The sequence below is a fragment of the Microbispora hainanensis genome, from assembly GCF_036186745.1.
Classification (GTDB): Bacteria; Actinomycetota; Actinomycetes; order Streptosporangiales; family Streptosporangiaceae; genus Microbispora.
In genome coordinates, this window is record NZ_CP108086.1 from 2,723,943 (window position 1) to 2,745,641 (window position 21,699).

General features: G+C 67.2%; 25 protein-coding genes. 8 read left to right on the forward strand and 17 right to left on the reverse strand.

The features are described from left to right. Positions 1-6: 6 nt before the first annotated feature. From OHB01_RS12665 to OHB01_RS12715, 11 genes are read right to left on the reverse strand one after another with little or no spacing between them, the layout of a single operon-like run. Complete coding sequence (locus OHB01_RS12665) at positions 7-2,730, reverse strand: LysM peptidoglycan-binding domain-containing protein (RefSeq protein ID WP_328855397.1); 2,724 nt, start codon at positions 2,728-2,730, stop codon at positions 7-9. Then, positions 2,727-3,146 (reverse strand): pilus assembly protein TadG-related protein, encoded by a 420-nt coding sequence (locus OHB01_RS12670; RefSeq protein WP_079313180.1) that lies wholly within the window; start codon positions 3,144-3,146, stop codon positions 2,727-2,729. Before OHB01_RS12670 ends, OHB01_RS12665 begins: the two co-directional genes overlap by 4 nt. After that, positions 3,143-3,574: a TadE/TadG family type IV pilus assembly protein gene (locus tag OHB01_RS12675; RefSeq protein ID WP_328855398.1), complete on the reverse strand. Its 432-nt coding sequence runs from the start codon at positions 3,572-3,574 to the stop codon at positions 3,143-3,145. Before OHB01_RS12675 ends, OHB01_RS12670 begins: the two co-directional genes overlap by 4 nt. Beyond that, positions 3,571-3,945 carry a TadE/TadG family type IV pilus assembly protein gene (locus tag OHB01_RS12680; protein ID WP_165900640.1) on the reverse strand — a complete coding sequence of 125 codons (375 nt, stop codon included), beginning with the start codon at positions 3,943-3,945 and terminating at the stop codon, positions 3,571-3,573. Before OHB01_RS12680 ends, OHB01_RS12675 begins: the two co-directional genes overlap by 4 nt. Next, the gene (locus tag OHB01_RS12685; RefSeq protein WP_328855399.1) at positions 3,942-4,154 is read right to left on the reverse strand and encodes a hypothetical protein; all 213 of its coding nucleotides are present in this window, start codon (positions 4,152-4,154) and stop codon (positions 3,942-3,944) included. The genes OHB01_RS12680 and OHB01_RS12685 overlap by 4 nt, the downstream gene beginning before the upstream one ends. A gap of 21 nt (positions 4,155-4,175) precedes the next feature. Continuing rightward, positions 4,176-5,045 carry a type II secretion system F family protein gene (locus OHB01_RS12690; protein WP_328855400.1) on the reverse strand — a complete coding sequence of 290 codons (870 nt, stop codon included), beginning with the start codon at positions 5,043-5,045 and terminating at the stop codon, positions 4,176-4,178. Then, positions 5,042-5,875 (reverse strand): type II secretion system F family protein, encoded by an 834-nt coding sequence (locus OHB01_RS12695; protein ID WP_328855401.1) that lies wholly within the window; start codon positions 5,873-5,875, stop codon positions 5,042-5,044. The genes OHB01_RS12690 and OHB01_RS12695 overlap by 4 nt, the downstream gene beginning before the upstream one ends. Continuing rightward, positions 5,872-7,185, reverse strand: a complete 1,314-nt coding sequence (locus tag OHB01_RS12700; RefSeq protein WP_328855402.1) for a CpaF/VirB11 family protein — start codon at positions 7,183-7,185, stop codon at positions 5,872-5,874. Before OHB01_RS12700 ends, OHB01_RS12695 begins: the two co-directional genes overlap by 4 nt. After that, entirely contained in the window at positions 7,182-7,925 is a 744-nt protein-coding gene (locus tag OHB01_RS12705) for a hypothetical protein (protein ID WP_328855403.1), read from the reverse strand. Before OHB01_RS12705 ends, OHB01_RS12700 begins: the two co-directional genes overlap by 4 nt. Positions 7,926-7,930: 5 nt before the next feature. Then, positions 7,931-8,578: an SAF domain-containing protein gene (locus OHB01_RS12710; protein ID WP_328855404.1), complete on the reverse strand. Its 648-nt coding sequence runs from the start codon at positions 8,576-8,578 to the stop codon at positions 7,931-7,933. A 4-nt stretch (positions 8,579-8,582) separates the two neighbouring features. Next, on the reverse strand, positions 8,583-9,401 hold the full coding sequence (locus OHB01_RS12715; protein WP_328855405.1) for a hypothetical protein: 819 nt from the start codon (positions 9,399-9,401) through the stop codon (positions 8,583-8,585). Positions 9,402-9,490: 89 nt separating this feature from the next. Between OHB01_RS12715 and OHB01_RS12720 the strand changes: the two genes are divergently transcribed. Next, positions 9,491-9,904 carry a hypothetical protein gene (locus tag OHB01_RS12720; RefSeq protein ID WP_328855406.1) on the forward strand — a complete coding sequence of 138 codons (414 nt, stop codon included), beginning with the start codon at positions 9,491-9,493 and terminating at the stop codon, positions 9,902-9,904. Here the strand turns inward: OHB01_RS12720 and OHB01_RS12725 are convergent. Together OHB01_RS12725 and OHB01_RS12730 are read right to left on the reverse strand one after the other, a co-directional pair. Beyond that, on the reverse strand, positions 9,880-11,070 hold the full coding sequence (locus OHB01_RS12725; RefSeq protein WP_328708333.1) for an ISAs1 family transposase: 1,191 nt from the start codon (positions 11,068-11,070) through the stop codon (positions 9,880-9,882). The two genes, OHB01_RS12720 and OHB01_RS12725, sit on opposite strands and share 25 nt — an antisense overlap. A 654-nt stretch (positions 11,071-11,724) precedes the next feature. Continuing rightward, positions 11,725-12,168: an NUDIX hydrolase gene (locus tag OHB01_RS12730; protein WP_328855842.1), complete on the reverse strand. Its 444-nt coding sequence runs from the start codon at positions 12,166-12,168 to the stop codon at positions 11,725-11,727. 167 nt (positions 12,169-12,335) lie between these two features. Between OHB01_RS12730 and OHB01_RS12735 the strand changes: the two genes are divergently transcribed. The 3 genes from OHB01_RS12735 (at position 12,336) to OHB01_RS12745 (ending at position 13,766) form a co-directional block, all read left to right on the forward strand. Further along, positions 12,336-12,869 (forward strand): kinase, encoded by a 534-nt coding sequence (locus tag OHB01_RS12735; RefSeq protein ID WP_328855407.1) that lies wholly within the window; start codon positions 12,336-12,338, stop codon positions 12,867-12,869. A gap of 202 nt (positions 12,870-13,071) precedes the next feature. Beyond that, the gene (locus OHB01_RS12740) at positions 13,072-13,563 is read left to right on the forward strand and encodes a 3'-5' exonuclease (protein ID WP_328855408.1); all 492 of its coding nucleotides are present in this window, start codon (positions 13,072-13,074) and stop codon (positions 13,561-13,563) included. After that, complete coding sequence (locus OHB01_RS12745) at positions 13,563-13,766, forward strand: hypothetical protein (protein WP_328855409.1); 204 nt, start codon at positions 13,563-13,565, stop codon at positions 13,764-13,766. Before OHB01_RS12740 ends, OHB01_RS12745 begins: the two co-directional genes overlap by 1 nt. Positions 13,767-13,948: 182 nt before the next feature. Here the strand turns inward: OHB01_RS12745 and OHB01_RS12750 are convergent, their stop codons facing one another. The 4 genes from OHB01_RS12750 to OHB01_RS12765 all read right to left on the reverse strand — a co-directional run bounded on the left by OHB01_RS12750 (position 13,949) and on the right by OHB01_RS12765 (position 17,320). Further along, positions 13,949-15,037, reverse strand: a complete 1,089-nt coding sequence (locus OHB01_RS12750; RefSeq protein WP_328855410.1) for an SIS domain-containing protein — start codon at positions 15,035-15,037, stop codon at positions 13,949-13,951. Between the two features lie 53 nt (positions 15,038-15,090). Further along, positions 15,091-15,897, reverse strand: coding sequence for a BtpA/SgcQ family protein (locus OHB01_RS12755; protein ID WP_328855411.1), 807 nt, complete (start codon positions 15,895-15,897; stop codon positions 15,091-15,093). 290 nt (positions 15,898-16,187) lie between these two features. Beyond that, on the reverse strand, positions 16,188-16,424 hold the full coding sequence (locus tag OHB01_RS12760; RefSeq protein ID WP_111700432.1) for a DUF397 domain-containing protein: 237 nt from the start codon (positions 16,422-16,424) through the stop codon (positions 16,188-16,190). Further along, on the reverse strand, positions 16,421-17,320 hold the full coding sequence (locus OHB01_RS12765) for a DUF5753 domain-containing protein (RefSeq protein ID WP_328855843.1): 900 nt from the start codon (positions 17,318-17,320) through the stop codon (positions 16,421-16,423). Before OHB01_RS12765 ends, OHB01_RS12760 begins: the two co-directional genes overlap by 4 nt. A 210-nt stretch (positions 17,321-17,530) precedes the next feature. On the opposite strand from OHB01_RS12765, the gene OHB01_RS12770 reads away from it, so the two are divergent. The 4 genes from OHB01_RS12770 (at position 17,531) to OHB01_RS12785 (ending at position 21,698) form a co-directional block, all read left to right on the forward strand. Beyond that, positions 17,531-19,036: a hypothetical protein gene (locus tag OHB01_RS12770; RefSeq protein ID WP_328855412.1), complete on the forward strand. Its 1,506-nt coding sequence runs from the start codon at positions 17,531-17,533 to the stop codon at positions 19,034-19,036. Between the two features lie 54 nt (positions 19,037-19,090). Beyond that, complete coding sequence (locus OHB01_RS12775; protein ID WP_328855413.1) at positions 19,091-20,077, forward strand: asparaginase; 987 nt, start codon at positions 19,091-19,093, stop codon at positions 20,075-20,077. A 25-nt stretch (positions 20,078-20,102) separates the two neighbouring features. After that, positions 20,103-20,582 carry a PPC domain-containing DNA-binding protein gene (locus OHB01_RS12780; RefSeq protein WP_328855414.1) on the forward strand — a complete coding sequence of 160 codons (480 nt, stop codon included), beginning with the start codon at positions 20,103-20,105 and terminating at the stop codon, positions 20,580-20,582. A gap of 102 nt (positions 20,583-20,684) precedes the next feature. Beyond that, entirely contained in the window at positions 20,685-21,698 is a 1,014-nt protein-coding gene (locus tag OHB01_RS12785) for a hypothetical protein (protein ID WP_328855415.1), read from the forward strand. The last annotated feature ends 1 nt before the right edge of the window (position 21,699 follow it).

A 21,699-nucleotide genomic window follows, 5' to 3' on the forward strand; every position in this document is an offset into this window, starting at 1 on the left:
CGAACCCTAAGCCCGTGGGGTCTGAAGCCTGACCGGCGACTTTGGAGCTGAGTTCATCCGGTCCAGGAGGGCTTGGGTTTCGGAGGAACAGGCCACCCCGAGGGCATCGAGGCGGGCCTTCAGATGGCGAGCGCGCATGCGGGCTTCGTCAGCGCGGCCGAGGTCGATCAGGAGCCGGATGGCCGACCTGGCTGCGCTCTCCATGTCCGGGTCGAGAGCGCACGCCTGGTCGTAAACCTCCAACGCGCGCTCGTTCCGCCCTGCGCGTTCGTGGAGCACTCCGAGCTGAAGGAGGGCCTTCACGCTGGTCACGGTCAGCGGCCAGCGGTGGTCCTGATCGAGCCAGTCGTACCTGAGGCCCTGGCACAGGCGTCCCTGGCACAGCCTTGCGACCACTTCCAGTGCGACCGTCTTGGCCTCCTCGTCCCCGGCGGTACGCGCGTCGGCGAGCGCGCGGTGGAAGGCCCATAGATCCACGTCGACGCGCTGCGCCTCGATGCGGTACGTCTTGCCGCTTCTTTCGACGAAACTGGCTTCCTTCTCGCCCAGGCCGGAGGCTCCGCGCAGGGCGGCGCGTAGGTCCTTGAGAGCGGCGTGAAAGCGATACCCGGCCAGTGTTTCCTCCAGGTCCAGCCAGAGATGCTCGCAGATCTCCTCGCGATCCAGGCCCTTGGGGTGGACGGCCAGGAGGACGAACAGCTCCAGAGCTTTGGCGCGGCCGGAGATGTCCACCGGCGTGCCGTTCACCTCGATGACCGGTGCGCCAAGGATGGTGAACCGGACCGGTTGGGCTGCGGTGCTGGGCGGTGGGACCTCGAGTTCCGCCGGCTTTTCGGGCCGCTCGGCCGGCATGCCGTTCCCCACGGCGAGTGTGTGGAGCACTGTCGCCGCCGCATTGGCCGACATGTGGAACAGCGTGACGTCGCGGAGTTCCTTCACCAGAGGGCCGGTCGTCTCGGCCGCTCGGTGGTCCTGGTCGACCTCGCAGGTGGTTCCGGACGACGATCGCCCTATCAGGACGGACCCGACGCCGAAGGTGGACCCCAAGCTCATGAGGGTGTCCAGGTACGCATGGCCGTCCGCAGCACAGGCGGTCAACAGCAACGCGGGCAGCGGCTCGCCGGGCTCGGCCTCGCGGAGCTGGGGGATGTCGTCGGTGACGTGGTCGCGGAGGATCCGGCGGCGGGCGACGAACTGTTCCTCCAGGTGGTCGATGGCCTCGTCCAGGGTGGCGACCAGCCGGAGGCCCGGCAGGTGGCCGGTCAGCGTGGTGATGGTCTCGCCGAACCACCGTACGGCGTCCTGAGAGGGGATGACGATCTCGGCGCGGTGCTGGTCGGCCTGGGTGAGGAGGTCGAGCACGATCGCTCGTACGCAGTCGTCGGCACCCGGACCAGTCAGCGCCAGATTCAGCCCGGACAGCTCCAGGGAGACGGGCTCCTCGCCACGGATCCCGGCTTTGAGCATGAGCGGTGGGTCGATGGAGAACGCGGAGGTGACCAGCTCAAAATCGTCCGGCGGACCATCTTCCGATTCGGCGAAGCTGCGGCGGTGTGACTGCTCCAGCGCGCGTACGGCGGGCGCCTGCGGTTCGGGGGCAGGCACGGTGAGCGGCTCGTCGACGGCCGGGACGGGTAGGCGTCGCCGATGGCGGAGCCGGGCGGAGGCGAGCGCGACGGCCACGCCGGCGGCGAAGGAGATCGCCATCATGCCGCCTTCGGGCAGTACGACCACGCTGGAGCCGACGGCCAATCTCCTTGGCTGCGTCGAGAAGCCCGCCGTGGGACGAGGTGAGGCGTCTTCGTGGTGAGCGGGTTGCCGCGTTGTAGTCGTGGGAAGAGGCGAAGGGGCTTGGTGGCGGATCGGATCGGCTTTCCTGGTGTCCCGTTCGCGTTCGGGCAGGATGAGGTGCCATCCGGATTCCAGCACGTCAGGATCGGTCAGCCGGGCGCCGTCTGGCTGCGGCCGATCCCTGTTCAGCCTGAAGATCTCTTTGTATCGCTTGCCGTCTCCGAGGTGTTGTTCGGCGATCTCCCACAGACTCTCGCCCGGCCTGACGGTATGGGTGCGTTGGGATGAGCGAGGTTCCTTCCTGGCGGCGTCACCGGGCAGACGTAGGGTCCATCCGGGCCTCAGCCAGTCTCCTCGGGTGAAGGTCTGCCCGTCGTCCATGGTGCGTCCCTGGTTCAGCGCGACGATCTCCCGATAGCGCATCGGGTCTCCGAGCTGCTTGTCGGCGATCGTCCAGAGGGTGTCTCTCGGCTGGACCACGTAGGTCGCGTACGGCTTGGCCGGCTCAGAGGTCTTCGGCTCGGCCGCCATGAGGTGGTGCGAGGGCAAGGCCACTGGTGTGACTGTCACCGCTGCTGCTGGGATGGTTCCGCGGGATGCGGCAACCGGAGCTGTGGTCGCCACGGTGATCGTGGTGATCAGGTAAGCCGCCAGTCGCTGGAACGGCATGCGTACCCTTCCGCGCCGGGCGCGGGCCGTTGCCACCACCTCGGCGATCACTGCCCCGGCGAACAGGGCCCAGCACGTCCATACGGTCGCGAGCAGGACCGTCTTGATCACAACGGGTTCGGCGGGCGTGGCCAGGTCGTCGAGAGTGGGCAGGTCCACCGGCCAGAAGAAGGTAAGCAGGATGGCGGGGATTCCGGCGAGCAGTCCAGTGAGCACCGCGACCGCCGCCGCCTTGGCGAGGATGGGGTGACGCAGCCCGTACATCGTCATGATCTTCCTTGCTCGATGCCCTGGAACATGCGCGCTGAGGCGCTGGCTGTGGCGGTCACGCTGCCGATCCCGATCAGGGAGATCAGCATGGTCGGCCGGGAGACCGTGACGGTCACCTGGACAGTGCGGTTGCCGGATAGGGAGGCGTTGCCCGAGTGCCCGCTGGAGGACAGGTAGGCCCGGGCGGCGGCCAACGCCTTGGAAGTGTCGATCTCGAATCGGCCGCCGGCGTAGGCGTGGTCGATGTCCACCTGTCCAGCTCCGGCGCGGGCGGCCTCCTCGGCCACGGCGTACGCCTCGCGGTATGCCTGGATCTTGGCTCCGCCGTCCACGACGAGTCCGGCGCAGATCAGCAGCGCCAGGCCGAGCACCGCGGTGAACGCGGTGACGGAACCTCGCTCCTTGGTCCGGGTCACGGTTGTCCGCTCCTTGCGCGGTGCGGGTCGATCGGGCTGCTGAAGCTGCTGGTCAGGCGCTTGGATCCGGGAACTCCGGGCACGGCGAGGTCGGCCAGGTCCACGTCACAAGTGACACGAGCGACCACGACGGCAGGCCTCCCCAGCGGAGTGGAGAACCCTGTCGTGTCGACCGTTACCGATGGCGAGCACGCCAGTCCTTCACGGTCGAGCGCCGCCCGCGCACTGGACAGCCCGGCGGATCGTGCCGCGGCTGGATCGCGGGCCATGGAAGCCTGGCGGGCCGCGTCCCGCGCCGCGGCGTCGATGGCGCCATGGGTGAGCGTCACACGGCCCAGCCCGACCACCATCAGCAGCACAGCAACCAGAGCGGGCGCGATGATCGCCGTCTCCAAGGCCATCGAGCCGCGCTCACGCAGGTCCGTCATTCGGATGTCCACTTCTCCACCGGGGCCCGGGCGACCTGCTCGACATCGAGGGGCAGCAGCGGAATCAGGCTGATCGCCTGGCCGCTGACCGCCACGCTGAGGCTGTCCGCGGTGCGCTCGACGCTGACCCTGGCGGAGGTGAGGAACGACCCGCCGACCTGCCGGATGAAGCGTTCGGCTGTCGCCTGCCCGGCGGAAAGGCTGGAGCCATACGCGCGCCCGGCTCGCAGTCCTTCCTGAGCCGCCGCCAATGCGAGGTTCCGGGCGTGGAACCACAACGCGGCGTTGATCGCGAGCAGGACCAGCAGGAGGAGCGCGGGATAGACCAGCGCGGCCTCCAGCGTCGCTGATCCTCGCTCACGCCCGTTCATTTGATCTTGGCGAGCTGCTCGTTGACGACGGACGTGATCTTCGCGCCTACGGCGATGGCCAGCAGGAACACCACGGCTGCGATGATCACCCATTCGACCGTCGAACCACCGCGTTCAGGGTTCGCATCGCGCCGCTGCGCGTACCGATTGATAACCAGCGACATCCGCTCCAGCTGTACGGCCAGCGCGAGCATGGCTCTGTAGATCATTGGTGGGTACCTCCGGAAGGGTCAGCCGCCGGTCATTCGCGCGAAGGCGGGATAGCCGAGCAGCAGCAGGAACCCGAGGACCGACAGGGCCATCGGGACGGTCATGGTCTCGGTACGGGATTTGGCCTTGGACACCTCGGCCGACAGTTCGACCTCGCGCAGGGATTGGGCCTTGGCCATGAGGGTGTCGAGAATGCCGGCGCCGTGGGTTCCGGCGAGCCGGGCGATGGCGGCCAGGTCGGCGAGCTCGGGAACGCGAATCTCCTCGGACAGCCGGGTGAGCTCATCCCATGCGCTCGCGGTAACCCGCCGTGCGGGATCCAGCGCGAGGCACAACCGCTGGAATGTCCACCCTCCGCCGACCTTGGCGGCCGACTCCAGCGCCTCGGCCGGCCCGGATCCTGCCGCGCGAGCGAGCGCCACCAGATCCAGGTACGCCACGATGGCCTGCCGGAATGCCGCCCGCGCGTCGGCGGCCTGGCCGCGTATCGAGGCGTCGGGAGCGAAGAACGCCGCGACAGCGAAGGCCAGGCATGCTCCCCAGGAGACCGGCCAGGGAAGGGCGATGCCGAGCAGTGCGCACCACGCCCAGAAGACGACCGGACCAGCCGCCCCGAGCCCGATCATCGCGCCCTTCTGGATGAGGTAGTAATCGGCCGTCTTGCCGAGCACTGCCAGATCCGCCTGCGGGAGCCGCGCGCCGATTACTGTTCCGGACAGTTTTCGCGCCATGCGCGACCGCCAGTCCCCATCCGGCTCGCTGCGGCTCCCACCCGGCCTGAGCCGTTCCATCGCCGATGCGAGCGCGGGCGGAGCGGGGAAGACCGCCACGATGGCGAGGGCTCCGCCGAGGCCGATCAATGCGCCGCAGGTCAGAACCAGCGCTATCACGATGGATCACCTGTCGGGTTGAGGAAGCGATGTCCCTTCGGCGCTCTGGTCAGGCGGTGCAGCCACATGAAGGCTCCCGCGTACAGCGCGATCACGACGCCGAGAACGAGCTGGCCGCCGACCGTTCCGAATGGGGCGACATAAGCCTGGTTGACCAGCGCGAAGGCGGTGTATCCCAGCAGCGCGCCGATGACCCATCGGGCGGTCGTGCGATGGGTGGCGCGCTCGGCGTCGATCTCCCGCCGTGCGGCCACGTCCTTGGCCACCGTACGGGCAAGGCCCTGGAGCACCTCTCGCAGTCCCTTGCCGCGGGCGCGGCAGGCCAGGATCAGCGCTGCGGCGATCACATCCCCGGTCGGGTCGTTCAGGTCATCGGCGAACGCTCGCAAGGCCTGCTCGGTCGGGGTGCGATAGGCGAGCCGCCGCGCGAGCGCCCGCACTTCGGCGGCGATCGCTGGCGGCGGGTTGTCCGCGCTGGACTGCAACGCCTCCTCAATGCCCGCACTGCCGCCCAGCACGTCGCTTAGATGACGGGTCCACGCCTGCAGCGCCTCCAGGCGCTCGATCCGCCGCCCGCTGTCGCGGGCGCTGAGCATCCGCGGCAGCGTCACAGCGCCCACGGCAGCCCCGAGGGCGGCGACCGGCCAGCCCGTAAGCCACCACGTCAGCATGAGAACTCCCGCAGCCACGGTCGCGGGAATCGCCGGTATCCGTGGCAGCCGCCGTGCCGGGCGCGGAGGCCGTATCGGGGCTCGGCGCATTCCCGTGATGGCGAACAGAGGTCCCGCGACGAGCACCGCGCCGGCCAGCGCGGCGAGCCAGCCGGTCATGCGTACCCTCGATCCCAGCCCCGAGGCGCGAACAGGTCCGGATCGAACCCCGCCGCCACCAGTTCCTCCATGCACTGCGGGATCGTGTTCGGTACGGCCCGCCCGTCCGGCCCGGGGACATAGACGTGGTTGACCGCCGGTTCCAGTCCGTCTCCCGGCGGTAGCACCTCGTTCACCTCGGCGACGTAGCGGCGGTTGACCATGCCGTCGATGTCGTGGCGGAGTTCGTGCCGCAGGTGGACGACGAAGTCCACGGCCATGCCGATCGTGCGGAACAGGGTGTCCGGCGCGATGGAAAGGCCGCCCGATCCGGCGAGGATCAGCATCCGGGCGAACACCTGGTCGGCCGAGTCGGCGTGCATGGTGCAGATGGAGCCGGAGCCGCCGGTGTTCATCGCCTCCAGCATCGGCACCAGCTCGTCGCCGCGGACCTCGCCGACGATGATCCGGCGTGCGTTGAACCGAAGCGCGTCCTCGATGAGCTGGCGCATCGTGATCGCGCCCAAGCCTTCGGTGTTGCCCTCCCGGGCCTCCATCGCGAGCACGTCACGGTGCCGGTCGGTCTGCAGGTGAAGGAAGAGCTCGTACTCCTTCTCCACGGTGGCGATCCGCTCGTCCGGGTCGATTTCGGCGGCCAGTGCCCGGGCGAATGTGGTCTTGCCGTCGCCCATCCCACCCGTGATCACGATGTCCTTGTGGGCGCGTACGGCGGCGGCGAGGAACGCGCGAAGCCCTTTGTCCACGGTGCCGTTCACCATCAGGTCGTCCAGGTCGGCCTCGAGCAGGCCGTGTCTGCGGATGGACAGGCACGGTCGTGGCGTAACTCCCATCAGCGCGGCGATGCGGGTCCGGTGTCCGACGGACAGGTGAAGACGCGGCCGGGCGATCGAGAAATCCCGGGCGGTCTGTCCCTGGTAGGCGGCCCACCGGCGGACGTTGCCCACCAACTCCTCATCACTGTCGGCGATCGGTGGTCCGAGTACTTTGCGGCCGTCCCGGTAGGTGATCCACACCTGGTCACAGCCGTTGACGTCGATGTTCTCCACCTCGGGGTCGTCGACGAACGGCTGTAGGCGCCCCAGCGCGAAGATCTCGTTGTATACCGCTTCCGCGAGCCGGCGCTCCTCCTGCAGCGTCGGAGTATCCCTACCTGCCAGCGCCCTGCTGTCCACGTGCTCGCGGACCAGGTCGGTGATGACTGCTCTCGCGTACTCGCGTACGGCCTCGTCCCCGGTGACCGCTGCGGCATCAAGCGCTTGCGTGACCGTGGGCAGGACCTCGCGCACCGCCTGCTGAACGTCGAAGCTCACGATACTGTCACCTCGGTACGTGCCGGTTCCTCATAGAGGTGATCGGCCAGCGAACGAGCGGCCCGAATCAGTGGAGAACGGGGGACGTATCGCTCGTTGCCGATGCCATGCGACAACACCGTGGCGGCCCGCGGATCGTGGGGAAGGTGGTCGACCACCTCCACGCCGAGCGTCTTCGCCACCTCCTTGCGGCCGTACGGCCCGGCCCCGACGAGCAGAACCCGCGGACCGGACCGACGACCGCGCAGGGCTCGAATCTCAGTGAGGCGGGGAGCCAGCGCGGACAGGTCCACGAGCGTGGGACGTGCGACCACGAGGACCTGGTCCGCGTCGACGAGCAGCGGGGTAGGCGTGTCCGATCCGCCGACGCGTCCGACGTCGGCGATCACATCCCCGGGCGTCGCGGTGAAGGTCTTGGTGATGTCCACCCAGAGTTGCCGGACCGAGGCCACCTGAGCAGGGTCGGCGAGACCTGGCAGGATCCGGCGGGCCCCGGCACCGGCCAGATGCAGGACCTGCTCGCGAAGCGTGGTGGCGGCGTCGGCGCCGCGGCGGAGTTGGACCGCCCACTCGCCCAGGCCGCGTTCCTGCGGCTGGCCGACGAGGTATCCGGACAGGACGCTGCCACCGGCAGGATCGCACTCGGCGAACAAAACCTCACGCGGCCAGGCGAGCGTGAGAGCGAGTCCGGTCGTCGTGACGCCCGGGCTGTGGCCGCCCGAGCACAAGACGGTGAGCATCTGGTTCACCTCGCCCGCGACTGGAGGATGAGCGCGATCTTCCCGTCCGCGGCCTGACGGGCCAGCGCACTGCCCTCGCCGGCCGGGACGACGAGGTCGACCACGATGAGCCCGTCAGCGTCGGGCTCGCCGACGCGGTCCACCCGAGCCTGGTAATCGGCCGGGGCGCCCTGCCCGATCGAGATGGCGGGCGCCACGGCGGCCACGACGCGATCACCGGGCTGGATTCCCCTGGCAGGCAGTTGGCTGGGCTTGAGCGCCACCGGCACGACGACCTGCCCCGGTGCCGGAACGAGTGTCCCGGTCAGGTGCGCGGGTGCCAACAGGGTGCCGACCTTCAGGTCCACAGCGGCGCGTTTGCCGATGACCGCGCCCTTGTCCGTGGCCTCCACGGCCCGTACTCCTGAGTCCAGGCCGAGCGCGACCGTCCGAAGGTCCTGTGCTTGCAACTGCTGGCCGATGGGAACGTCGCGCGCCATGACGAGAACCGGCGTCCGGTGCCCGGCGATGCCGTACACCTGCCAGGCGATCAGCGCGCCGAGAGCGGTCAGCGCGATGCTCACCACGAGCATCACCGGGCTGCGCCTGCTCGGTAGCGGGCGCACGTGTGTGGCCCGGCCCGCTTCCCTGCTCGGCGTGGAGCGCTGGAGCATAGGGCTATCCCTTCGTGACGAGCGCCTGGGCTTCGATGACGCGGATCGGGAAGGTGACCGACTTCGTGATGGGCGGCAGCGTGCCGCCTGTGCCACCTGAACCGCGCCAGGTGCCGCTCCAGGTCACTGACACGGTCACCCGATAGGCGCTTGCCGGATGCTGGTACGTGTGCGAACAGGTGGAGCTCTGCTGGTCGGCAGGCCGAGTGGTGTCGTACGCGGTTCCGGGCCCGTCGCAGGTGAGCGTCTGGCCGTCGCCGGTACTGATGGTCATCCGCTCGGGAGTGGCGGTGGCCGCGGCCCAAACAGCGCCGATGTGCAGCCGCTTAGACTTGGGCGTCCACTGCCCGTCGGCTAGGAAGAACCACTGCGGGAGCCCGACCAGCCCGTCCTGGCCGCGTGGCGGAGCGGTGAGCACTGTCGGCGGCGCGATCGGGATCAATTTGTACGCTCGACGAGCGAGCTGCTCAGGGGTTAGCGCACCACGCCGTTTCTTGATCCAGACCACGTCTCGATAGCCATCGGAGCACTCGACCAGGTAGTAGGCGCCCTTGCCGGTCGGCTCGCTGCTCAGGTTGCTGCCGGGATCGACGAACTCCAGACCACCGTTCTCCCGCCCGTCAGCGAACCACGGCTGGTAAGTACATCTGACCTTCGATCCCTTGCCAGCCGGGGCCGCTGACCCGGGACGGGGCAGGCGCTTGGCCGAAATGATGTAGCCCGTGTAGTCGCTCGACACGCCGACGCCGTCCCCGTCTCCGTCTCCGAGCGGGGCAATGGCAAGTCCGGCGACAAGGACATAAGTCATGCCGTAGGCGAACAAGGCTCTTTCACCTGCTCTACCTTCGACACTCGCCAGGCGCCATCCGCCCGCTTCGCAAGGGTGGCGACAAGATGAATGCGACTCGTTCCATGCGTGAGGCGCTTTCCTGTCCGATCGTCTGCCTGACCGCCTTTCCGGGCGTCTTGGCAGTCGTGGAGGGTGGCGCGATCTCTTTCGATCCGTACGTCGAACGGGTGATGTTCGGGATTTCCCCATGTCACCCGGTGCGTGGCGCGGAGCGCGGCGATTCCTCGCAACATCCGGCTCAGGAGAGGCTGGGTGGCTACCTGTTCAAGGATCGCCTTGCGCTCTGCTGGGTAAGCCCGCTCGGCGCGTTGGCCGACGGGGTAGAGGTCGCGGTATACGGCAAGGACGGCATCCTCGCTCGTGGTGGCCGTCGGCGTGGGCGAGGGCGGCGTCATGGTGAGGGTTGGTTCTGGAGCGGTGCCGCTGGACTGGCAGCAGGGCTGAAGCGTTCTCAGGTTGTGAGACCGAGTAGCTGAAGTGCATCGGTGGGGTGGCTGCGGTAGTGGTCGGTGGCGGCGGCGATGTTGGTCCAGCCGATCAGGCGGGCCAGGCCGATGGCCAGATTGCGGAGGCTCGCCATGATCCGGGGTGCGGCCCCGGTCCTCATCGTGCAGGCGTCTTCGCGGTAGGTGACGTCGCGGATGTGGTGCAGGGCTTCGATGCTCCAGTGGCCGCGGATCAGTCCGGCGAGGTGGGCATGGGTGATCTGGCCGGGGTGCAGGCTGGTGATGGCGTAGATGGTGACGATGGTGGTCTTCCCGGTGGCGTTGTTGGTGCGGCGTCGTTTGACCTGGATGGCCTGGGCGGCGTGGGGGAAGGGCAGGCCTGGGCGGACGGTGCAGATCTTCATGCGGCGGATCTCGCGGCGTCCGTGCCGGGTCTCGTCGGTGCGGTCGTTGAGGATGGCCTCGCGCCAGGGCAGGGCCTTGAGCCGGCGCAGCAGGGTGGGCTGGTTGCCCTTGACGATGAACACGTAGTGCCCTCCGGCCGCGACGATCTGCCTGGCGTGCTCGTGCTGGGTGTGCAGGGCGTCGGCGGTGATGACCACGCTGGTGAGGTCGAGCCCGGACAGCAGGGGCGTGAACGCGGGGATCTCGTTGCTTTTGGCTGCGACCTGGGCTTGAGCCATCACCGTCTGGGTGTCGTGGCGGGTGGCGGCCAGCAGGTGGGTCACACGGTCGCCGGTGCGGCTGCCGCGCAGGGTTTTGCCGTCCACGGCCAGGCCGAGTAGCGCTGTTCTGCCGTTCGTGCCGTTCGTGCCGGTCGCTGGTGGCGCGGCGGCCAGCCTGGCCAGGTAGGCGCAGGTCGCAGCGTCGAAGTCGTCGCCGTCCAGGCGGGCCAGCAGCCGTCCCAGGGTGGAGGCGGCCAGCCGTACGGGGCCCGGGAGACCGATCCGGGCGCGTAGCTCGGGATCGTATCCGGCGATGAACCGGGTGATCTTCGCCAGGGAAGTCGCTCCGCCGAGCACGGCGAGCAGGGCTAACGCGAGCAGCGGGCCGAGTCGGTAGCGGCGCCCGCGGCGGCTGCGAGGGTCCGGTATGGCATCCAGCACCTCGGCAAGGGTGGGCAGGTCGGACAGCGGATCGCAGATGGTGACGCGCTCCAGGTGGCGGGAGAGCACGTCGATCGGGGATGATGGCACGCGAACGCGACCCCTGTTCTTGATCGACTGGCTAGACACCGACGATCATGAGGGGTCGCGTTTGTCATCTCCGCACCGGGGCGCCCTCAACTACCCGTCCGTCCCAGGGCTGCGCCCATCTCACCAGCCGAGAACGCTTGGGCCCTGGGACTGGCAGGCAGTCACAGCGCTTGCCGTGACGACGAACATCGCCACCAAGGGCAAGGCTCGTTTTGGGCATCGCGAAACAACCCTCACCGGCCAGCACCTTCACCTTAGAAATTGGTCCGCTACAAGCAGTCGCCAGATTAGAGTAGTGGGTCGCCGTGGCGCCTAACGGTCTGGTCATTCAATCATTACCCGCGATTTATCAAAACGGCTAAGCCCTTATAGTGGCCGCCCTCTTGCGGTGCGAGAAATTGATCCCAAATCGCCAAAATTAAGTGATTCTCCGCCTGGTGAGCGCTCATCCTACATAGCGCCCTAAACGCACTCAGGAGTTCCGTGAACGTCTCGAACCGCAGCCTTGAGGGCGGCAAGGTATACACCGCCAACGAGGGGCTACCTGCTCGCTAACAGTCCAGCCATCGCTGTCCGCAGCGGCTACTTACTGCGCCCGCCGGCCCATGACGTACTGGCTGTGGCGCTGACCTACGCGCCCTCGCATACGTCCGGCTACGGGAGCAGGCGGATGAGGCCGTCCTCCAGGTAAGCAGTCTGGCCGGCGTCTGCCGCCAAGACCGCCGCGTTCATCCTCCGCGCCAAGCCTGGCGGCAAGAGCTTGTCCAAGTCCGCGGGAGGAGCGAATACGTATTCGTCGAGCTCCTCGGGCTGCAGGCGGAGCGCTGCGATTCGGGAGTCAGTGAGCACGCCTGTGTTGAAGACGAACATCAGCCCGGCGTCCCACGGCGGTGCCGGGGGCACCCAGTCGACACATGCGAGCTGACCCACCGGCGGCGCGATGCCCAACTCCTCCTGCAGTTCACGGAGCAGAGCACTGACGGGGGACTCCCCTGCCTCGACGATCCCGCCAGGAATGTCCCATTCGTCCTTGTAGACCGGGTGTACGACAAGCACCCGCCCTTGGTCGTCTCGCAGCAGGCGACGTAGGCCAGGTATGACGCGGAGTCGCTCATGACGGCTCCGACACTATGAGCCGCGCACGGCCTGGCGCCGGGGTATTTCCAAACCTCACGTGGAAGCAACTCGTACACCACTGGGCGGGACGTCACCGGCCGGCAGGGGAAGACGGCGTGTCGCCCACGGACTGTTCATACCCTGAGCCGGTGCGTACCGGCTCTCTCGACACCCATTTGATCGTTCTCCGCGGGAACTCCGGCTCTGGGAAGACCAGCGTCGCCCGTGCCGTGCGGGCCGCCTATGGCCGTGGCCTGGCGCTGGTCGGCCAGGACGTCGTACGGCGGGAACTGCTGCGAGAACGGGACGTGGACGGTGGTGTGAACATCGGCCTTATCGACACGATCGTCCGGTACTCCCTCGATCACGGGTATCACGTCCTGCTCGAAGGCATCCTTACCGCCAGCCGGTACGGGGCGATGCTGCAGTCCCTACGCCGTGACCACGCCGGGACCAGCGCCTTCTTCTACCTGAACGTGTCCTTTCCCGAGACGCTCCGGCGGCATGACAGCCGCCCCCAGCGGTCGGAGTTCACCCCAGACCAGATGCGGGAGTGGTACCGCGAGCGCGACCTGCTCCCTGACGGGTGCGAGACGGTCATCGGCGAGGAGAGCCCGCTGGAAGCGTCGGTGCGGCAGGTGCTGCGCCAAGCTCGCCTGACTCCAGCGCAGACCAACCAGTGACAACGCCTCCTCACGACGACGACCGCCTCGATCGGCGATGATGCCCGCCATCGCGGCGGCGGACCCGATCCGCACCGCTTGGAGCCCTCTTGGTCGTCTCGTACGCGCCGTGCCGCCGGACTGGCAGGCAGCCACAGCGCTTGCTGTAACGCCACCAAGGGAAACAGGCCCGCGTGTAGACCATCGGAAAAGAGACTCTGGCATGGAGCCCACCTACCAACTGACGCCACGCCCGGGCATGGAGCTGGCCGCTGATTCGGACTTCACCCGCCACACTTTCGTGGTCATCGACTTCGAAGGGCTCACCCCGGTGGGGCGATCGCCGGTGCCGATCGAGGTCGCGGCCGTGGCACTGGTCCCCAAGGACGGCGAACTACAGGAGACCTGGCGGTTTGAGTCGCTGATCCGGCCGCCCGCGGACGTGCCGGTCACTGCCTTCGACACGCGCCAGACCGGCATCACGGCAGCGATGCTGGCCCGGGCGGCTGGGCCCGAGCACGTCATGGCCACCCTGGATGCCCTGCTGGACGCGCCGCCGTACCGGCTGGTCGCTCACGGCGCCGGCACCGAAGCCACCCTGATCGCCCACCAAGCGGCGCACTGCCCAGCCCTGGCGGCCACCCCACTGCTGGACACCGTCCGCCTGGCCCGCACCGTCTACCCCGAGTTGCCTCGCACGGGCTGGATGCGTTGATGCGTTACCTGCGCATCCCGGTCCCCGCCGATCGGCACCGGGCGATGCCGGATGTAAGGGTCACCATCCAGGTGCTGCAACGCATCCTCGCCGAGAACGCCACGGCGGGCCGCTGGGCCAGCCTGCACGCCATGGACATGGTCGCCGGCCTGCCGCCCAAGCGACTGCCCGCCATCGAGGGCATCCAGGACGAACTCTTCTGAATGCGATAGACACACTGGCGAGATCACGTGCGCGGCCGCTCGGACCGCCTCGGTGTCCTATAGCGGCCGGCTACGGCCGCCGCTGCGCAGGCCGCCGTGCACGTCCACCCGACGGGCTGTACCCTCGCGAACCACCACTGATCGCACACCGTATGACCGACGTAGCGGGCGAACCCGCGAAATCACGCTTGACGATTGGTCTCGAAGGGGAGTCGTCCCAGCCGCCTGGCCACGAAGCAGGCAAGGTATCCCGCGAAGACGTGATACAGCAGCGGGGAGAATTCCTCGCGTACCTCGCCGTGTACCGGCAGTACCTCGTCAGCCGCCTTGACCAGCTCGTCATCGGCGGCGTCGGCTACGGCGATAACGGTCCTGCCGAAGGAGCGGGCTCTGTCGAGAACCGCGCGTGCGCGGTCGTGGCTGCGGCCCGGAGGCGCGATCACGAAGGTGGGCATGTCCCGTGGGCGGGCCAGGGCCTCGACGTGTTCCCATTCCTCCAGATCCTGGCCAGCGGCGAACACTCCGGCCGCCTCGACGACCTTCGCCGCGGCGTACTGTGCGGTGCCGTACCCAGGACCGCTGCCGAGCGTGATCATGATGGGTGCGTGGGCGATCCGCGCTGCGAGCTGTTCGCATCGCTCCCTTGCCACCGCCGCAGTGGCTTCAATGGAGCCGGCTGCGGCGAGCAACTCGCTGCGCAACTGCTCAGCTTCCGCCGCCGAGTATCGGTCCCGACGGTGGCCCAGGCCGATCGCGGTCAGGGCCATCCCCAGCAGGCTCGCCTGGTAGGTCCGAATCCCCGGTGACGGCTTGGCGCCGGTCAGCGGCAGCACGAGCGCATGATCAGCGGCACGAGTGATCGCGCTGCCGGGAGTGGTGGTGATGGCCAGGGTCAGTGCTCCATGCTCGCGGACCCGCTCCAGTGTCTGCAGGACCCGTTCAGTACGGCCCGAGGCCGACGCGGCGATCACGACCGTCCCCCTGGGAAGGGCAGGAGGACGGTCCCAAGCCGCGCCGTACCGAAGAAGCCGAAGCGCACTCAACGGGTCACAGGGGACATCGGCCAGCGACTTGAAGGCCAACTCCGAGGCGAGCGAGGAGTGGAAGGAGTCGCCGTCCCCCGTCAGGTAGATGCCGGACGCCGTCACCCAACGGGCGTCGTCCAGCAGCATCTCCACCTGCTCGGCGGTGGGGCCGATCAGAGTGCGAAGGTCTGCCGCCAGAGCGTCACCTTGAGCCAGCATCTCCTCCAGCGTGTAGGGGTGATGCACGGTGGTCCGCCTTCCGTCTCGTCAATCGAGGGGCACAGCCTGCGCGGCCGCCCTCACGGCTGCAGCCCGCGCACGATCTCTACGTACGCTTTGACCTTCCCGACATCGATGAGCCCGCCCCAGCCGCCGCGCTCCAGGCAGGTCCCGACGAAGGCACCGTCCGCCGCGCTCAGCAGCCGAGCGGCGTTGTCATGGTTGGTGTGGCCGGCCAGGATGATCGGCAGATCCGGCGTCGTGGCGCGGACCGCGGCGATCATCTCCAGCACGATCGCCTCATCCTCATGACACAGGGAGACCGCGTCCGCGCCGACCTGCCGGGCCGCCTTCGCCACCTGCCCGACTGTCTTGCCGCCGCCGAACCAGGTGTAATGCATCGACTCCACCTCGGCGATGATGCCGACGTTCCAGGCGTCGATCTTCTTGCGGTACTCCATCACGGACAGGGGATCGGCCTCGACCATGCCGTGCGTCGTCAAAGTTGCGCCCACCAAGGCGCCCGCGCGTACGAAGGAGCCGCCGGCGACCTTCGCCACAGCCAGCGACGCCTGCACCGCGTTGCGCATGAGCTGCACCCCGACATGGAACTCAGGACGGGTGACCTGCGCGACGGCGCGAGTGATGACGCTCATCGCCGCGATCCGCGCCGGATCGGACTGCTCGCCGGTGCTGTAGACACGATCCACAGTCTGGATCAGACACCCGTCCGCACCGCCCTCGTCCAGCGCACGAGCCGAAGCGACGGCGTCGTCGAGTATCTGCTCGAAGGTGCCCTCGCGATGAAACGGCGTCCCCGGCAGAGGCTTCAAGTGAATCATTCCGAGGACAGCCTTGTGCCGCCCGAATGCCTCGAGGTTGTGCACGCCGCCTCCGATGATCAGTCGCTGCCGCGATGAACGTCGTGCTCGTCATGCCAAGATCGGCAAATCCGACCATGTCACCTTCTCGGCAGACGGAACAGTGATGGGAAGGTGACAACATCACATACGGTCGTGCGAGCCTGCGGCGTCCTTGGGATTCAGATATCGCGGCGGGAGCACCGATTATGACCCGCGAGGCCAATTCTGGATGAGGGCCGGAAAGGGGCTCCGGCGTGATCGTTACTTATGCAACGGATGCCGCGCGCGATGGGCGACCTCGTCGGCACGACTCTCTAGAGATCGAGAAGGAAGTCGAAGTTTCCCTCTTTCGCCCCCAACAGCCACGCCTTGGCTTCGGCGGGCGTGAACACATGGGGCTGACGATCGGGGTTCTGGGAGTCGCCGAGCAGGACGTAGCCATCTACGACGGCAACGCGCACGCAGTTTCCGCCACCTCCGCTGTGCCGGGAGACCGTCCACTCGACGTTGGTCAGGTCGAACGAAGACGGGTGCGGCTTGCGCGGTGTCACTGCTGTAGCTCCTTGATCTTTTCCTTGAGAAGTGCACGTGTATCGTCGGGGCTGAGCGCCCGCTCCCACAAATCGGTGAAGACCTGGGTGTAGCGCCCGACGTCCGCCTCGTCGTCGAAGTACACCGAACTGGCCATGGTCTCCACCCATGCGACGGCACGGGCGGCTTCGGGGAAGTGCATGAGCACGAAGGGGCCCGCCATCCCGGGGTGGCATCCGGTCGAGTCCGGCAGGACCCGGATTGTGTTTCGGGATCGCTCGGATTCGACGAGCAGCCGCTCCAGCTGTGTCTGAGTCACCGCCCGATCTCCGACGATAGGGCGGAGCGCGCCCTCGTCGATGAGAGCGCGGAAGTCCTTGAGTGCGCCGTCCGACATCTGCTGCTGCCGGTCCATACGAACGTCTACGAGGGCTCTGACCTCTGCGGGCCTCAGCTCGGGACGCATGCCAGCGATCACAATCCGGGCGTAGTCCGGAGTCTGGAGGAGCCCCGGAATGAGAGTTCTCTCGTAGTTGAAGAGTGCGGCGGCCCGACGCTCCATTTTCAGGAAACCTTCGAACTGCATAGGGCCGAGCAGCGCCTCGTTTCGCCGCCACAGTGCAGGGCGTGGTCGGCCGGTCGGCATTGTGTCCGCGCTTACAAGCTGCAGGATCTCGGAGCGTTCGGTGGCGTCGGCCTGATAGCAGTCCAACAGGGCCTCGGCCAGCTCGCGCGAGACCCGGCGTCGTCGACCTCGCTCCAGCCTGCTCAGCCCGCTCTTGTCGATCCTTATGCCGCGTTCGCGCAGCACCGGGTGCTCGGCGACATCGCCCTGCGTCATGTTACGGCGCTCGCGCAATTCTTCGAAGCGTAGCCCGACCTCAGCGATGAGCAGCGACCACGGCGGTTGCTTCATTTCCGACACGGGGGCCAGTGTGACGGCTCTCCACGAGTCGATACAACCATCTATCGAGCAATTTGCTCGACCATGTTGCTAACCCTGAATGGAGGGAGGATCCTGGCTCGGGGGGGCACAGCGGGCGGGGAGCCCGTTGCTCCATCTGGCACCTGCCGCTCTTGCGCCGCTGGACACCTGTCCGACGTTCGACTCGGGAGGATTGACGCGATGCCCCGCCCCACGTTGTTCCGCCTCCTGGTACAGGAGCGTCACTGGGACAACTGGGCGGTGTTCTGCGACCACTTCGAGGAGGCGGCACGGGCGCTCGCCAAGGAGGCTCGTGATCCTCGGCTTGCGAGCGTCACGGTGGCTCGGCGCACCTTCGACCGTTGGTTCGCCGGCGACTGGTACGGGCGCCCGCAGAAGGACGCGGCGCGGGTGCTGGAGCGTCTCCTGGGTTTTCCCCGGACGGAGTTGTTCGCGCCGGCGCCTGATGTCCTCGAAGCCCGAAAGACGGTCCACGACCGCGGCGGCTTACGGGCATCCATCGAAATCGGCCAGCGATGGCCCACGTCGCGGCTGTTCCTGTCCACAGCAGATGACGTCGCGGACTCTTGGGAACTGGCGGGCCGCAAGGTCCTGGACGGCACCACCTCCGCTGTCCACTTCCTTCCGGCGAAACGGCGCGATGACGAGGTCACTCTTCATCCTCCAGACCCTGGAGCCCTTGCGAGGTTCCTCCGGCAGGCTCGGCGTGGCCTGGTCGTCGGGGTGGAGGAGCAAGACGACGACCTGCGTCTCTACGTGATCGACTCCGTGAACGCCCGCAAGAACCTGGCCGCCTTCACCCCACAGGATGAAGGACTTGCGGTCCCCGCTGCCCACGAGCTGGACGACCTGACGTACGGCATTCTGTGGTCCTTGGTGCAGCTCGACGACGGGCTCCTTGCAGACGACCAGGTTCTGGATGAAGAGCAGCAGGTGCTCAAGACCTATCTGCAGCTCCCACGCTCGGCGCCCAGCCGAATGACACTGCCTCTGCTCACGTCGGTAGGGGCGAGATGGCTCGGCTCCTCGTTCTGCGCGCAGCACATCCAACGTCATCTCGATGGAGCGCCGGAACCGCCGCTGTTCTGGACCAGAGAGCAGACGGGTGAGGAGGCGGCTGCCTGGCTGTTCTTCCGGCATAAGATCGCGTACCTGCAAGGCCTTCGGCAGCGGTTCGGTGGCGCGGCCAGCCCACTGGCGCGGACGTTCTGCATCCCGGAGAACGAAATCGCCCGCACCGGCCGCTACGAGCGTGTGCTGCTGTTTCTGGCTATCGCGCTAATGGAGATGTACGGCATCCGCGTCCAGGTCACGACGCACCCCGAGTACTCCGCCGTTGACGGGTTCGCGCTGGTGCCCGGCAAGCGCGCGATCGTGGCGAACTGGGTGCGTACCGAAGCAATTTGGGTGGCGGACATCACCACTGCACGGGCTGACCTGCGTAGCTACCACGAGGCCGTCAGGGACGCCGCCGAGCAGACCATCCTGCAGGGCCCCGACCCCGAGACGAGGCTGCGCGCCCTGGCTGGTTATCTCGACCTGGATTGGAATTGGGTCACCAACCGGTGCAACGACCTGGGTGATTGCGGCTTTGCCAACGTGGTGAGGCCGCGCAGCAGACTGCTCAGCATCGACGCCCTTGATGAGGTGCTGCGCTTTCTTGGAAGCCTTGCCCCCGATCGTTAGGCCCGCAAGGCTGACCCTGTCCAGCAGTCGGCCCCTCCCACAGAAAGGCACCCTGTGCCAGACAAGAGCCGCATCCTGGTGGTTACCCTCGGCGGCACCATCGCGATGACCAAAACCTCCGGTGAGACCGGCGGGGTGACGCCACGCCTGACCGGAGCCGACCTCGTCGCCGCGGCGCCCGGCCTGGGTGAAGGAGCCGCGATCAGCGTCGAGGACTTCCGCCGGGTCCCGGGCGCGTCGCTCACCGTGGACGACATCGCCGAGCTTGCCGAGCGACTTCGCAAAGCTGCGGCCACCGGCTCGGACGGCTTCGTCGTCACACAGGGAACCGACACCCTAGAAGAGACCGCCTTCCTGCTGGACCTTCTCTACGACGCCGACGCGCCCCTTGTGCTGACCGGGGCAATGCGCAACGCCGCCATGCCGGGAGCCGATGGGCCGGCGAACCTGCTGGCGGCCGTGCGCACCGCCGCCAGCACCGATGCCCGCGGCCTGGGAGCACTCGTGGTGTTCGCCGATGAGATTCACGCGGCACGCCACGTACGGAAGGTCCACTCCACCAGCATCGCCGCCTTCGCGTCACCGGGCGCCGGGCCAATCGGCCACATGATCGAAGGAATTCCGCGGCTGCACTTCGCGCTCGAACGTCAGGGCGCTGTGCCGCCGCCGGTACGGCCGGCCATCGTCGAGATCGTACACACCACCCTGGGGGGCGACAGCTGGGTGCTCGACGGCCTCGCGGGCCGCGCGGATGGTGCGGTCATTGCGGCATTCGGTGCTGGCCACGTGCCGAAGACCTGGGTCGAGCGTCTCCAGCGGCTGGCCGAGTGCATTCCGGTGGTGCTCGCCTCCCGGACCGGTGCAGGCAGCGTCCTTTCCGGCACCTACGCCTTCCCCGGCTCCGAGAGCGACCTGCTGGCCCGTGGACTGATCAGCGCCGGCCCGCTGGATCCGTATAAGGCGCGGCTGCTGCTCCTGGCCCAGTTGCGGGCAGGAGCCGACCGCGCGACGGTTGAGACCGCGTTCGCCGAACGCTGCTGATCACACTTACGAGCAGGAGATCCACATGCGCGCCGCCCAGTTCAGCCGGGGCCGGGAGTTCATCTTTGCCATCGACCACGGGGAAGACTTCTTTACCTCACTGGAGAAGCTCTGCGCCGAGCACGGGATCCGTGCCGGCTACATCCCCACCTTCATTGGAGGGTTCAGCTCCGCCAAGCTGGTCGGCACCTGCGGCCCTTTGGAGCATCCCGAGGCCCCACTGTGGGATCACGTCGAAGTGAAGACGCTCGAGGTGCTCGGCGGCGGAACGCTGGCCTGGGATACCGACAGGGATTGCCTGGCGCCGCACATCCATGTCTCCGCCGGGCTGAAAGCCGACTCCGCCGACGGACGAACCAGCCACCTGCTCGCTGCTCAGGTGCAGTTCATCGCCGAGCTCGTCATCGTGGAGGTCACGGATCCCGCCCTTACCCGCCCCCGGCAGCCGAACCTGTTCGACGTCCCGCTTCTCACTTTCGGACAGCAGCCGCAAAGGCCCAGGTAGCGGGCTATTCATGTCTACGGCCCTGTTTCGCCGGTGAATCCCCCTTCCTAAGTTGAGGTCGCGAATGCCCAGCATCCTCCGCATAGCGGGCATAATGGCGGCGTGGGAGAGGTCGATCACCCAACGTCGCCTGGCGCGTGCCTGCTAGTAGAGGGGCCCGAAGATGTGCAGCTTCTGCGCCATGTGCTTGCATATGTGGACATACCGTTCACGGTCAAGTACGTCGGTAGTGACATAGCGCGCACACGCCCTCTGTTGGAGAGGCTCGCCGGCCACAAGTTGATCATTGTCTCTATCCTGGGCCAGCGACCCCCTGCCGAGGTCATATCAACAATCGCGGAGGTGTCCCGCACCACGAGGCCGGTGCTTCTTCTGGCCGCCGATCGAGTGATCACGGCAGATTGGCCCGCAGCTCTGCATAACCTTCCCGTGGTCTTCGCTGACGGTGACCCTGAGGCCATCGGTAAGCGACTTCGCGCGACGGTCCAACTCCTGGTCAGCGACTATGAGAGAGATTTTGAGAAGGCGGTTGCAGCCCAAGTTCGGTCCGCACGAGCCAAGGAACCCGGCTACGGCGTAGATATAGAACAATTAGAGCCCACTCGAGTCCCCCCTGGAAATGACTTAGAAAGATTTGAGCCTGCGAGTGCGCTCGTCGACTACTCCGAGGCAAGCCTCAGTCAACTCGTGGTCCAGGCAAGGGAGGATTCCGGTTCATTTCTAGAGCGAAAATTCGGAGTCTGGCTTGTTCAGGATCTCGGGAATCGGGCCCTGGAGGTTCCCAGCGATGCCTCCAGCAGAGCAGTACTGGCTCCGCCACCCAGGCCTTGGGATGCGGCGATCTGGGTTGACGCGCTCGGCTCCCCCAGCTTCAACCCCGTCCTTGTGAAGTACGGCCGCAATGAAATACAAAAATTCGACCTGCAGGAAAGCATGTTCGACCTGGATCTGCTTTTCGGCATCTTCATCCACGATGATGGTGAGCCGGAATGGGAGATCGGCAACGACGCCATCGTCGTCAGTATCGGGATCCACCAACTGGCGCACTACAGCAAGCGCCAATTCCGCAAGCTTATGGTGGAAACCCGCGACAGGCTGGTGCTCAGCCAGTCATGAG